This is a genomic window from Methylomonas sp. MK1 (assembly GCF_000365425.1).
Classification (GTDB): domain Bacteria; phylum Pseudomonadota; class Gammaproteobacteria; order Methylococcales; family Methylomonadaceae; genus Methylomonas.
On the sequence record NZ_AQOV01000001.1, the window covers coordinates 1,868,934 to 1,882,727 of the forward strand.

Below are 13,794 nucleotides of genomic sequence, written 5' to 3' on the forward strand. Positions count from 1 at the left end.
GCACAACCTGATGCCAACATGACGGTAACGAGACATATTAATTGAATAACGTGCATTTCAGTTCGGTGAAAATATTAATTTTCATGTTTTTGTCTGAGAAGACTGCATCATAAACAAATAACCTTTCACTAACCTTTCAGCGGCTCGAAACCATGTGCGGTTTTAAGTCGCGAATCGAGATTCAAAGACAACATCAATCCGGGTGCCGCAACCGGCATAGCCAGGGCCAATGATAATCCGAGCCGCATGCAGATCGGCAATTTCCTTAACAATGGCCAACCCCAATCCGCACCCCTCTCCGCGACTGCCTGGAATGCGGTAAAAGCGCTCGAAAATCTTGTCGATCTCATTTACCTGGATACCGGGACCATCGTCTTCAATGATCAGGTTCGGTTCCGGGGTGGCCTCGATTTTTACGCTGATATGCCCCCCCGCATTGCCGTAACAAATCGCGTTGTCCAGTAGATTGCTGAGCAATTCTCGCAGCAGGGTTTCATCGCCCATGACTCGAACCGGGGCTGCCGGGGCATCGAATTCCAATTCGATATTGCGCTCCAATGCTTTCGGCACCCAGTCCATACAACAGTCCCGAGTGATGGCAACCAAATCTATCGCGTTAAACTCTCTGGCGCTTTGAGATAGGGATTCCGACCTGGCCAGCGCCAGCAATTGCATACTTAGATGGGCGACGCGATCCACCGAATTTTTCATATGCGCCATGGCTGGTTTCATGGTCTCAAGATTATCCGTCTGCAATGCCCGCTCGGCCTGTACCTTCAACCCGGCTAAAGGCGTGCGGAGTTGATGCGCCGCGTTTTCGATAAATCGCTGTTGGGTCTTGAGATTGGCGCCAAGCCGATGCAGTAAAGCATTGATGGTGTGGGTCAGTGCACGGACTTCAAGGGGAACGCCGACATCCGCAATGGGATTCAAGTCTCGCGCGGAACGTTGAGCAATAAGTTTTGCCAAATCGTTCAGCGGACTGAGGCCGCGATTGATACCGGTCCAGATGTGAAAACCGGTAATCAACACCAGCAAAAGCTGAGGCAACACCACCGCAAGCAGAATTTCATTCATCATGCTGCGTCGCTTGTGGAGAGTTTCGGCGACCGAAATCAGCACATCGTCAGTATCGTCAGCAGTGGGCGTGGTCAGCACCGAAACGATGCGAACTTTTTGGCCTTGGATTTCACCATCGGAATAAATCGCTTCGTCCCGACCTATCGCCGTAATGGAGGGACTCGGAAGCCCCTTGTCGCCGGCGATAATCCCTGCGGATAGGGACTCCACCTTGAAAAAGGTCTTATCCATGGCATCCCAGCGGAACACTTCGACTGCGATGGGCGGCAGTTCAAAGGTCACTTTGTCCTTTTGCGCCTTGACCTCTTGCGCCAGCGATTTTGCTGAATCCAGCAGCCAGCTATCGTAAGCCTGATCGGCATAATGCAGGGCCACGTAGTATGACACCGAGGCATCCAGAATCACCACGATAAGCAAAGGTAAGGTCAGGCGTGACAGAAGCTGTGCCCGGAGACTTTGAGGTTTAAGCATCGGGGATTTGCTCCAACAGATAACCGAGCCCCCGTACCGTTCTGATACTGATACCCAGTGGTTCCAGGCGTTTGCGCAGTCGATGCACATAGACTTCGATGACATTGTCAGCCAGCTCTTCCGATCGAGCAGCAAGACGCTGGGCGAGACTATCCTTGCTAACCACTCGCCCTTGTTGCAACAACAGGGCCTCCAGCACACCATATTCACGCGGCGGCAATGCCATGGGCATGGCATCGACCATAATCTGCTGACTGCGGGTATCCAAGCGCAGCCGCCCAAACACAATGTCGTTGCTAAAACCGCCATGACTGCGACGCAGTAAAGCTCTCACGCGAGCCTCCAGTTCCCGTAGCTCAAAGGGCTTGGTCATATAATCGTCAGCTCCCAGCTCCAGGCCTCCAACCCGATCATTCAGTCCATCGCGGGCAGTGAGTATCAATACCGGAATGGCCGATTTTCGGGATCGTAATTGCCGTAATACATCACGCCCATCCATGTCCGGCAGCCCCAGATCGAGGATAACCATGTCGTAGGGCTGTGTGCATAAGGCGCTGTCAGCGTAGCTGCCAGTCACCGCCAGAGTGACATCGAACCCCCAGTCGCCGAGACTTCGGGAAAGACCATCGCCTAATACGGCATCGTCTTCGACCAATAAAATTCTCATCGAAACGTTTGCCTTGTTGAAAGGTTTATGAAAGGTTGCACCGCTATTATTGCTCTTAGTCTGCTAATAAAAAATACGATAAAAACTGGGATCATGGCATGCCATGTCGTCTGCATTTTAGGATGACATCAAGAGTCACACCATGGACTTATCCAGATTAAATTAGCACAGCGAAGGCCGGCTAACCCCATTCGCACAGGATTCATAATGGTATCACTACCCTATCCAGTATCAGCAGGCAATCCGCAACGGGATTCTTGCTGCGGTTTTGCCTTGATGACCATCTTCATCAAGCACATGCCGGTCAATCCCCAGTTTCCACACAAAGCGGCTGTGGTTCGGATTAAACGACGCGACGGAGATTGGTGTTTTCCTGTCTGGATTTACCTGGGCAATCGCCGATGGACGCTGTTTGGAACACACCAGTCTTTGGCTGGGCAGTGCGAGGAAATCTTATGACGACGCTAGCTAGAATACAGGTGTTACTCTGGACGCTGATGCTATCGTCTCCTCTATGTTATTCCGCTTCAGATTTTCTTAAAGTGAATGGAAAAGATATCAGGGATAATTATGGCAAGGGTAAAAAGGTTCATCTTTACGGCACAAATCTGGGCGGTTGGAAAATGCATGAACCCTGGATGTCGCCATTAACCGGGGCGTCAAACGAGTGGGATGCGCGAAATATTCTTAATGACCGTTTTGGTAAAGAGGCTGTCTGGGATTTGTACAACACTTACTGGGATTCCTGGATCACGGAAATCGATTTCAAGAACATCGCCGATGCCGGTCTCAACTGTATTCGCTTGCCGATATATGCGCTTAACCATATGGATGATGAAGGTAACTGGAGGCTGGACGATACCGGCGCCATTGATTTATCCCGCATTGAATGGACCGTAAACAAAGCGCTGGAATATGGACTCTACACTATACTTGATCTGCATGGCGCACCTGGCTCACAAAATGGAACCCATCATTCAGGCCGGCAAAACGGCTCTCTGCTTTATTCCAGCCCTCTCTATCAGAATCAACTGGTAGAATTTTGGGAAACCCTGGCCAGGCGTTTCAAAGGCAATGCCGCAGTCGCCGGTTATGACCTGCTGAATGAACCCTCGGAGACCTTTCCGGGCCCCATGGGCTCTGAGGTAGTCAACATTTACGACCGACTGTATCACGCTATCCGCAAGATAGATCCCGACCATATCATCATAATGGAAGCTATTTGGTGGTGGAATACACTTCCGAATCCCCGAGAGAAACATTGGCACAACGTCGTCTACTCTCTGCATTATTATCAATGGCAAAACAATGAAGACTTCGCGGTGATGAAAAAAGCAGTGGATGGTTGGATAAGGGACGCTAAAGTATGGGGTACAAAATATAACGTACCGCATTTTGTCGGAGAATTCACGCTGTTCGGAAATGCCGAATCCTGGAATTACGGACTCCAGAAATTCACAGAATCTGGAAGCCACTGGACAACTTGGTCTTATAAGGTGTTGGGCCAGAATAACTGGGGCATGTACAACACATCTATACAAAACGGCAATGTTGTCAATATTGATACGGACGATTTAAACACTATCAAATACAAATGGAGTCAGTGGAATACACCAGAAATTTTTTCACCTAATCCTATAGTCATCAACGCCATGAAAAAAGCAACTAAAGGCCGAAACCTGAAACGGCCGACTCAACCCTTTACAGCTACATTAGAAAAACAGGCTGAACAAAAAATTGTTGGCAAGGCAAATTAGCAGTTTGGTGAAAAACTTCCCTAAAAAACTCCATTTCTCCAGCATGTATGTCGTGCCGACAACGCTCGCCAAGTCAGTAGTGATCATACGGCAGAATTGCTAGTGGATTCTGCCTTACGAATTATTCGCTCTCGCTTTTTTAAAGCAAAGGCAAGCGCCGATCAACATCGCCAAAATAAAAATTGCGATATTCACTTCCTGGATAATCAATACGATTTTTTGTCCATAGTGATAATAAACACTGAAATACACTATTACAGACACCGAGCAGGCCAAAAAATCGGCTGCCGCAAATTTAACCGCATTCATTCGACCAAGTCCCGCACTCAAAAACAACAGGTTACGGACACCGAACGGTACGAATCGCCCAAATACCAGCGTCAATAGGCCATGGTTTCGATAATATTCGGATACCTTGTCGATTTTATTCTTATCCATCAACTTCGAAAACAAACGCCAATGACTCAGGCGTACCCCCAAAATTCTCCCCAAACCGTAGCAAATTAGATCCGAACCGTAAGCCCCGGCATAAACTGCACCCAAAAAACACAGCAAATGTTCTGGGTTTCTTGCCGCGAAGGTTGCCGCCACGAACAGCATGCCGTCTTCCGAAATAGGAATATTAAAACCGGCAAGCAATAATAAACCAAATATTATCCAGGGAGCATATTCAATATGGTTTTCTATCAAGGCAATAATATCCGTCATTGGCATGCCTCGATGTCAACATTGCTTGAAATTGAATGACATTGCGCAACTATTTTTTATTCCTTATTGTTGAAGTCCTTGAATGCAAGATATCCCATGATTGAGCCCCATACTATCATGTACAAGCCGTGAAAAATGATTTCGAAATTAAGTCTATAGGCTTCTATAAAGTAATCATACAAATAATCAAAAAAGGCTATGGCTACTATTATTTTAAGCGCGCTCGTGAATTTTAACTTGTGTGCATAAAAGGCGTTGACACCTAAAATAAAAAAGCCCAGAAAAAACCGAAACGCCGCATGTTTCCCCCAGTCCCAATTCAAATACGGCATTTTCAGCATAGCCATATTAACGAAATAAAGACCTGTTAAACCTACAGTAAACACCACCCAGAATATTTTCATAAAACAAATCCCACCTTAATTCGATAAAAGAACTGGTGTAGTTCAACACGTGCATCGACTCTTGAAAAATAATCTGCGGTTGGCCGAGCGCCACGTAGGTTAGTAGCCAAAGAATTTGCTTGCCTCACCAGTGCCGTACCAGGAGTTTTTCGATACCGACTGTTGCATAGATCACGATACCTATACCAATAATCAGCAACCACTCATCATAACCAATGGCCGCAGTACCGAACAATTGCTGCATGGGCGGCCAGTAGGTAAATAGCAGTTGCAGCAGGGTCATGCAGCACACACCGAATATCACCCATAAATTGGAAAATACCCCGACGTGAAACATCGAATAGCGCAGCGAACGGCAGTTGAACAAGTAAAATAGCTCGCCAAAGACAAACACATTGACTGCCACAGTACGGGCTTTTTCCAGTGATTCACCATGCGACAACTCCCATTGGAACAAACCATACGCGCCGATCAACATCAGGGTGGCAACCAAGCAGATACGAAACACTAGGTGTTTGGTCAAAATCGGTTGCTCGGGTTCTCGCGGTTTGCGTTTCATTAAGCCGGATTCCTTTGCTTCAAAGGCCAGCATCAATCCCAGCAGCACTGCTGTGGACATGTTGACCCAGAGAATTTGCACCGGGGTAATCGGCAACGACACATTCGCGAATATGGCGACAGAGATGACCAAGCCTTCGCCAAGATTAGTCGGCAAGGTCCAGACGATAAATTTCACCAGATTATCGAACACACCGCGGCCTTCTTCCACGGCAGCTTCGATGGTGGCGAAATTATCGTCGGTGAGCAGCATGGCAGCTGCCTCTTTGGCGACTTCAGTGCCGTTCAAGCCCATTGCCACGCCAATATTGGCTTGACGCAGCGCCGGAGCGTCGTTGACCCCGTCGCCGGTCATCGCAACCACATGACCTTGAGCCTGCAATACCCTTACCAATTGCAGTTTTTGTTCCGGGGCGATGCGAGCGTAAACGGCACAATTTTCCACCCGCTCGGGAAGCAGGCATTCGTTAATATTCTGCAATTCGGCGCCACTGATGACTTGCTCTGTGCCTTGCATGCCCAATTGCCTAGCAATCGCCTGCGCGGTGATAGGGTGGTCGCCGGTAATCATCTTGACTTGAATCCCGGCTTGGTAGCAGGCTGCGATTGAGGCAGCGGCTTCTGGTCGTGGTGGATCGATCATGGCTTGGAAGCCCAGAAAAGTCAGACCACTCGTCACTTCGTCATGCTGCACGGCGTCATAGTGGTGATCGGCACGGGCAAATGCCAACACTCGTAATCCCTGGGCAGCCATGTTCTCCGCGTGGCGTTGCAACAAGGTTTTATCGATTGTCAGCGGCTGCATATTACTATCAAAAACCTTATCACAACGCGCTAGCAGACTTTCCAGGGAACCTTTCAAATACACGTGGCGGGCATCGATTGTCCGATTGTGATGCAGCGTGGCCATAAATTGATGCTGTGATTCGAACGGAATAGCATCCAGGCGGGGATGGTCAACGCTGACGCCGGCTTGGTGCAATCCAGCCTTGTGCGCAGCGACTAGCAATGCGCCTTCCGTGGGGTCGCCCTCAATCCGCCAACCGTCGGCTTCGGCAAGCAGGCGAGCGTCGTTGCATAACAACCCGGCTTTCAGACATTCCAGCACGGCGGGATGCTGTCGGGGAACAATTGGCGTCCCGTTGCGGCATATTTCGCCCTCGGGCGTGTAACCGCTGCCAGTGACTTCAAACAATTCTCCGCCCGCAAACAGCGCTTGCACAGTCATCTGATTTTGCGTCAGCGTGCCGGTTTTGTCTGAACAAATCACGGTGGTGCTGCCCAGGGTTTCCACTGCCGGCAGTTTGCGAATAATGGCATTGCGCTTCGCCATCCGGGAGACGCCGATCGCCAAGGTAATCGTCAAAGCGGCGGGCAAACCTTCGGGAATTGCACCAACCGCCAGCGCTACGGCGGCCATGAACATGTCCAGCATGGCATGACCGCGCCAAACTCCCACAGCAAAAGTTACAACGGCTAGACCAATAATGACCCACAACAACAATCGACTGAACTGGCTGATTTTTTGGGTCAGCGGTGTTTCCAGATCGGTAGCGCTGGCAATCATGCGATTGATCAGACCGATCTCGGTGCGGTCGCCGCTTTCCACCACCACGCCCAGGCCGCTGCCATACGTCACCAGTGTCGAGGAATATGCCATGTTGCAGCGATCGGCTAGCACCGTGGTCGCCTCGAGCGTAGCCAGACGCTTTTCCACCGGTACCGATTCACCGGTAAGTGCCGATTCGTCGATTTGTAGTTCGCGGATTTGCAATAAACGCAAGTCGGCGGGCACCTTATCGCCGGATTGCAGCAACACGACATCACCGGGCACCAGTTCATCAGCGGAAATGGCGCGGCGTTGACCGTCGCGCAACACCGTGGAAGTAATCGTTAACATTCGGCTCAACGCATCAATCGCTTTCAAGGCGTTGGCTTCCTGAATAAAGCCGATGATGGCATTGACCAGGACCACGCCAAATATCACGCTGCTATCGACCCATTCCTGCAAAAAAGCAGTGACGGCTGCGGCAACCAGGAGGATATAAACCAGCGGTTGATGAAATTGCTCAAGCAGCAAGCGCAACGGGCTTTTTCCGCGTCGCGGAGTCAGACAATTGGGACCGTATTGGTCAAGACGCCGCTGTGCTTCAGTTTCCTTCAAACCTTGCTGAATATCCACATTCAGGTGTGTCTGCAAGGCTTCAGGTGAAAAATGGTGCCAGGCTGTTTTGGGGGGATTCACTACGAACTCCAAGCAGTTACGATTAGAAGAATTCTCTTGAAAAGTGTTTCGGATCAATAAAAAGTTGAAATCCTTAATACAAAGTTTCTACATGATCAGGCTTAGCATAATCGACACCGACGCTCATCACAAAACTCGACACTTCTTCAATATTCATTGTCGACTGAATGATCTTATCTTAATGAACCGGCACGGTCTGATTTATCGTATTGAAAGGTTGATGAAAGGTTGCATCGCTATCATTATCAGGTTTGTTAAAAATCCAGGCATAAAGCATAAGGCCAGCACTGGAGTCGTCATGGTGATGCGTGTTATCCGCATTTGGGGTGACATGATGACCAACACCATGGACTTATTCAGAATAATTACAACGTAGCGGACGCACATCCGCCTCATTTGCCACAGGACATATCATGGGATCACAACTCAATCCAGTGCCAGTACGTAACCCGCAACTGGATTTTTTTCGTGGCTTTGCCTTGATGGTTATCTTTATCAATCATATGCCAGCCAATCCTTGGTTCTGGTACACACCGTCACGTTTCGGATTAAGCGACGCAGCGGAAATTTTTGTATTCCTATCCGGATTTGCCTCTGCCTTAGCTTATGGGCGTTGTTTCGAACGTGCCGGATTGTGGTTAGGCAGTGTCCGCATCATGCATCGCTGCGGACAAATCTACGCCGCTCACTTGGGTTCGTTTTTGTTGATGGCTATGATCTGCGTAGTTGGTAACCGCTGGATACCCGAGACAGACGATATTCAACGCCTCAACATTGGCTATTTCTTCGACAACACCCAGCAGGCGGTATTTGATTTATTCAGTCTGGCCTATGTCCCCAATTATTTCGACATCCTGCCGATGTATCTGGTGTTGATCATGTGGGTTCCCTTGGTATGGGTATTGACTCAGTTTCATAGCGCTCTAGCAATCAGCTTTTCAGTTTTGATTTATGGTGCGGCTTGGTATTACGGTTGGGAATTGACGGCAGACCCGACGACGGGCCGCCCTTGGTATTTCAACCCGTTTAATTGGCAATTGATGTTCTTTAGCGGCTTTGGCTTGGGTGCCGGCTGGCTGCGAATACCCGGCAGGCACTGGTTACTATTGCTGGCATGCGCCTTGTTTGTGCTGGTGTCCATCCCGCTGGGACATGAAGCGACCTATCGTCAGGTGGCATTCTGGGGCGCATTGCGTACGCCATTGGAACCGCTACTCGACAAAAGCCATCTGGGCTTGTTGCGCTGGGCTCACTTGTTAGCACTGGCTTATCTGATGAATCAATTATGCAAATGGAAACCACAGTGGCTAACAAAGGGCTTGCCACGTTTGATCATCAAAATGGGACAGCAATCCTTACCGATTTTTCTGTGCTGTATGGGGCTCTCCTATATCGGCGGCATCGCTTTGGATTGGTCTGGGCGCGACGCTGCCAGTGTCGCCTTGGTTAATCTGGCGGGACTGGGGCTGATGTTGATCATGGCTCAAGTATTGGCCTGGCTGGATAGCAAACCCTGGAAATTGCCGGCCAACCATAACATCTCAAACGCATCTTCATCCGAAAGTTCGCTTATTACGATCAACGGCCTATCTAGCACCTGGGGCAAACAAGCTTTGCTGTTGCCATTATTGATCGGTTTGGCCGTATTGCCGTTGCTGATGGTTCCCACCGAAACACCTGTCGACCCAAGTTCAGCAGGCGTGATCGCCCAATCGCCAGTTGGCGATGACTTCCAAAAAGTCAATGCCGTTGTGCCTGCTGACGATTCCAATCGGACGCTGGAAAACCAACAGCAGCTTTAGTCGCCGTTGCACAGGACATAACACAGTGGAAGCCCAAGCCGTTCATCAATTTTTCTTTCAGTTGATGGTCATTTTGCTGACCGCTCGACTGTTGGGCGAACTATTTGCGCGCATGCAAAGTCCGCCGGTCGTCGGTGAATTGCTGGCTGGCGTGATTCTTGGCCCAAGCTTGCTCGGCTGGATGGAACCCAGTCAGGTTATCAAGTTATTGGCGGAGATTGGCATCATCCTGCTGCTGTTCGAAGTTGGTCTGGATACCGATATTCGCCAGTTGGCTAAAACTGGTTTGAAGGCACTGTTCGTCGCGGTCAGCGGCTTTGTTTGGCCATTTGCGCTGGGCTTTTCGATCAGTCATTTCTTGTTCGGGCTTAGTCTGCTGGAGTCTCTATTCATCGGTGGCACGCTGACCGCCACCAGTATCGGCATTACCGTTCGTGTTCTCACCGACCTGAAGCGGCATCACAGTCACGAAGCGCAAGTAGTGTTGGGCGCAGCAGTCATCGACGATATTTTGGGCGTGGTATTGCTGGCCGTTCTTTACGACTTTTCCAAGGTTGGTCAAATCGATCCGTCCCACGCCGTTCGGGTCATCGGTTTCATCGCGATGTTCTTTGTTTTGGCACCGCTGTTTGCCAAAGTCATTTCGCTGATGATTCGAAAATTCGCCAAAATCAGCCAGACCGAAGGCCTGATTCCGACGTTAATCGTTTCGTTGGTGCTGTATTTCGCCTGGTTGGCCCACGAAATGGGGGCGCCGGAATTATTGGGTGGGTTTGCTGCTGGGCTCGCGCTCTCCAGGCGCTTCTTTCTGCCGTTCGGTTTGGCCTTGCATGAGGACTCCGATTTTACCGGCCGCATCGAAGCCCAAATGCTGCCTATCGTTCAACTGTTCGTGCCGATTTTTTTTGTGACAGTCGGACTTTCTCTGAATTTACGCACAATCGACTGGACTTCGCCATTCATTTGGGGATTTTCCGCCAGCCTTTTCGCAGTCGCGGTATTAGGCAAACTGTTAGGTGCATTATTACTGCACGACCCTTGGAAGGAACGCTTGGCGATCGGTATTGCCATGATTCCACGAGGCGAGGTCGGTCTGATCTTTGCAGAACTGGGCCGCACTTCGGGCATTTTAAATAACGAAATTTATGCGGCGCTGATTATCGTCATCGCGATGACCACGCTGCTTGCGCCAATTCTATTGAAAGGATATTACCGTTGCCTGCATATCGATTGAAACCAGCCTACAGGGTTGCCATTGACTTGAAAACCCAAGGCTTTTTTGGAATATGTGATCAACCGGTATGTCCGGTATTACTGAGATGGATGACTGCATGAAACAATTAACAACGATTTTGCTCGGCTCATTAACAGGTGCGGGGCTGTTTTTATTTCCAAGCCTTGTCCTAGCCGAAAGTGTAGCGCAATCCATGGATTTAAGCGGGCATTGGGTTGGATTTTTGGCCTTAGGCTTATTTACCGTCGCCTATGTATTCGTAGTTTTGGAGGAAGTGCTCGAACTGCGCAAATCCAAGCCGATGATGGTCGCGGCCGCGCTGATTTGGGTGGCGATAGCCTTGGTCTATAAGGATCGAGGGCTGTCAACGGTGGCGCAGGCTGCGATTCGGCATGATGTTCTGGACTATGGCGAACTGTTGTTGTTCCTGATCGTATCGATCGCTTACATCAATGCCATGGAAGAGCGGCGCGTGTTCGACAGTTTACGCGCATGGTTGGTGAATAAAGGCTTGAGTTATCGTCAATTGTTCTGGGTAACTGGCATCCTGGCCTTTTTCATATCCTCGGTATCCAACAACATGACCACCGCTATGCTGATGTGCGCGGTAGTGATGGCGGTCGGTAAAGACAATGCAAAATTTGTTGGCGTGTCCTGCGTCAATACGGTCGTGGCGGCCAACGCGGGCGGCGCGTTTTGTCCGTTCGGCGACATCACCACGTTGATGGTCTGGCAAAAAGGCATTATTGAGTTTTGGACGTTTTTCAAACTGTTCGTGCCCTCGGTAGTGAACTTCCTGATTCCGGCGGCTCTGATGCACTTTGCCGTTCCCAAGGAACAACCGGCGGCGATTCGCGCCAGAACTGCCACGCGCCGCGGTGCAAAACGCATCGTCGTTTTATTTCTGATGACGGTGCTGACCGCGGTTTTATTCCAAAACAATCTTCAGCTACCCGCCGCGGTGGGGATGATGGCCGGTCTGACTTACCTGCAAATGTTCGGTTATTTCCTGCATATCACCCACCAGAACGAACCGGAACTGGGCGTCGATCCTTTATATGGCGACAATAACGCCGAGCCGGACGATAGCGACAGTTTGCGCTTTGACATTTTTCATCATTTAGCCCGCATGGAATGGGATACCTTGCTGTTTTTCTACGGGGTGGTACTTTGCGTGGGCGGTATCAATTTTATCGGCTATCTGCATCATTTATCCGGTTTCCTTTACGGCGAACTTGGTGCAACGCCGGCCAACGTTTTGGTGGGTGTCATTTCCGCCTTGATCGACAACATCCCGGTCATGTTCGCGATCCTGGCCATGCATCCGGAAATGTCCGAAGGCCAATGGCTGTTGGTGACCTTGACCGCCGGCGTAGGCGGCAGTTTGTTATCGGTCGGCTCTGCCGCTGGCGTGGCGCTAATGGGTCAAGCCAAAGGCATTTACACCTTCATGACACATCTGAAGTGGGCGCCGGTGATTGCCTTGGGGTATTTGGGCAGCATCGGCGCGCATTTCCTGATGAACGGCGGACTGTTTTAACGTTCGAGCAAATTTCAACCGACTCAACCTGATGAGGGCTTAGCAATGAAAGAAACCATACGAAAATTTTTCGACTATTTCCTGTTGGGCACGCTATCGGTTTTACCGATTCTGGTCGTGGTACAGATCGTAGTGCTTATCGAGCGACTATTGCGCGACGTTTTTCGTGGTGTTCACGGTTACTACGAGAATTACTGGATCACCGCCTTGTTGTTTGCCGTCACGATTTTAGCCTTGGGATTCCTAGGCTACCGCATTCGCAACGGCAAGACTTACATCCTGACTTTGCTGGAAGTCTATCTGGAAAAACTGCCGATTCTGAGCACGGTTTACCGCGTCAGCAAAAAATTGATCGGCATTTTTTCCGGCGATGGACAAAACGCCCCTCGGGAAGTGGTTTATGTGGAATATCCCAAGGATGGCGTCTGGGTACCGGCCTATGTCACCAACCAAATGGGTGATCTATACGTGCTGTATGTGCCGACATCGCCCAACCCCACCTCTGGGTTTACCGTCATGGTACATCGCTCCAAGATCGTCAAATCCGCCATGACATTCGAGGAAGCCTCCAGCTTCGTCATCAGCGTGGGTGTTGACTTTTCCAAAGTCGACGATGCGGCCACCAAGTTAATTTCGCAACAGCCTCAATAATCACTCACTCTTTAATAAGGAACCCAACGCATGTACGACGATGAAATCATGACTGAAGCCAATCCCGGCAAGCGACATTTTGTGATTGAACAAGTCGTGTTCATCCTATTGATTGTGTTGTCGCTGGCTGGTATTTACATCACCAACTTCAATCCCGACGACGGCTATGGTTATTGGTTATTGATGGTTTTTGTGTTTGGACTGTTATCGGTTTTCGTTGCCTGGCTACAGTCAAAAAGCAGCGAGGCGAATTTTGGTGCAGTTCTCAAGGCGCAAGGCATGCATTGGCTGCACACCATCATTGTCGTGATCGCCGCATCCTTTCTCAATAAATCCGGTCAAATGACAGGGGTCGCGGCTGATTTGGTCATTTTATTGGTATTAGGGTTATCAGCTATGCTCAACGGTTACCATGTCGGCTGGGAGTTTAGTCTGCTGGGCTTTTTCCTGGTGGGATGCGCGATCATCATCGGCTATATCCCTGCTTTTATATGGGCCAGCGTCATACTGGCCATTGTTATCGTCACAGCGTCTTTTATGCGTGCATTCTGGTTTCGCGTAGAAGATGACTAGTTCGAAGGAGGTCATGCTATGAAAGCCATTTTTAATTGGTTGGGTCAACGGGACCTTAAAAACCGCATCGCCATCGCCATTTCAATATTGTGGGTAACGGTTGT

The 13,794-nt window shown here is 49.8% G+C and carries 11 protein-coding genes; 6 read left to right on the top strand and 5 right to left on the bottom strand.

Features of this window, described 5'->3' with window-relative positions:
- Nucleotides 1-162: 162 nt before the first annotated feature.
- Nucleotides 163-1,551, bottom strand: a complete 1,389-nt coding sequence (locus tag G006_RS0108805) for a sensor histidine kinase (protein WP_020482819.1) — start codon at nt 1,549-1,551, stop codon at nt 163-165.
- A complete protein-coding gene (locus tag G006_RS0108810; protein ID WP_020482820.1) occupies nt 1,544-2,218 on the bottom strand; it encodes a response regulator in 675 nt (224 codons plus the stop codon). The genes G006_RS0108805 and G006_RS0108810 overlap by 8 nt, the downstream gene beginning before the upstream one ends.
- 455 nt (nt 2,219-2,673) lie before the next feature.
- Here G006_RS0108810 and G006_RS25285 point away from each other — a divergent pair, with 455 nt between their 5' ends.
- Nucleotides 2,674-3,975, top strand: coding sequence for a glycoside hydrolase family 5 protein (locus tag G006_RS25285; RefSeq protein ID WP_160167670.1), 1,302 nt, complete (start codon nt 2,674-2,676; stop codon nt 3,973-3,975).
- Nucleotides 3,976-4,089: 114 nt separating this feature from the next.
- Here the strand turns inward: G006_RS25285 and G006_RS0108820 are convergent, their stop codons facing one another.
- From G006_RS0108820 to G006_RS0108830, 3 genes are all read right to left on the bottom strand, one after another.
- Nucleotides 4,090-4,683, bottom strand: coding sequence for a DedA family protein (locus tag G006_RS0108820; RefSeq protein ID WP_020482822.1), 594 nt, complete (start codon nt 4,681-4,683; stop codon nt 4,090-4,092).
- A 56-nt stretch (nt 4,684-4,739) separates the two neighbouring features.
- Complete coding sequence (locus tag G006_RS0108825) at nt 4,740-5,087, bottom strand: hypothetical protein (protein WP_020482823.1); 348 nt, start codon at nt 5,085-5,087, stop codon at nt 4,740-4,742.
- Between the two features lie 124 nt (nt 5,088-5,211).
- A complete protein-coding gene (locus G006_RS0108830; RefSeq protein WP_020482824.1) occupies nt 5,212-7,890 on the bottom strand; it encodes a cation-transporting P-type ATPase in 2,679 nt (892 codons plus the stop codon).
- Between the two features lie 413 nt (nt 7,891-8,303).
- Between G006_RS0108830 and G006_RS25290 the strand changes: the two genes are divergently transcribed.
- From G006_RS25290 to G006_RS0108860, 5 genes are all read left to right on the top strand, one after another.
- Nucleotides 8,304-9,692, top strand: a complete 1,389-nt coding sequence (locus G006_RS25290) for an OpgC family protein (protein ID WP_020482826.1) — start codon at nt 8,304-8,306, stop codon at nt 9,690-9,692.
- Nucleotides 9,693-9,717: 25 nt separating this feature from the next.
- Nucleotides 9,718-10,926: a cation:proton antiporter gene (locus G006_RS0108845; RefSeq protein ID WP_020482827.1), complete on the top strand. Its 1,209-nt coding sequence runs from the start codon at nt 9,718-9,720 to the stop codon at nt 10,924-10,926.
- A gap of 97 nt (nt 10,927-11,023) precedes the next feature.
- Nucleotides 11,024-12,466 carry a sodium:proton antiporter NhaD gene (gene nhaD, locus G006_RS0108850; RefSeq protein WP_020482828.1) on the top strand — a complete coding sequence of 481 codons (1,443 nt, stop codon included), beginning with the start codon at nt 11,024-11,026 and terminating at the stop codon, nt 12,464-12,466.
- A 45-nt stretch (nt 12,467-12,511) separates the two neighbouring features.
- On the top strand, nt 12,512-13,117 hold the full coding sequence (locus tag G006_RS0108855; RefSeq protein WP_020482829.1) for a DUF502 domain-containing protein: 606 nt from the start codon (nt 12,512-12,514) through the stop codon (nt 13,115-13,117).
- 30 nt (nt 13,118-13,147) lie between these two features.
- A complete protein-coding gene (locus tag G006_RS0108860) occupies nt 13,148-13,690 on the top strand; it encodes a hypothetical protein (RefSeq protein WP_020482830.1) in 543 nt (180 codons plus the stop codon).
- Nucleotides 13,691-13,794 lie beyond the last annotated feature (104 nt).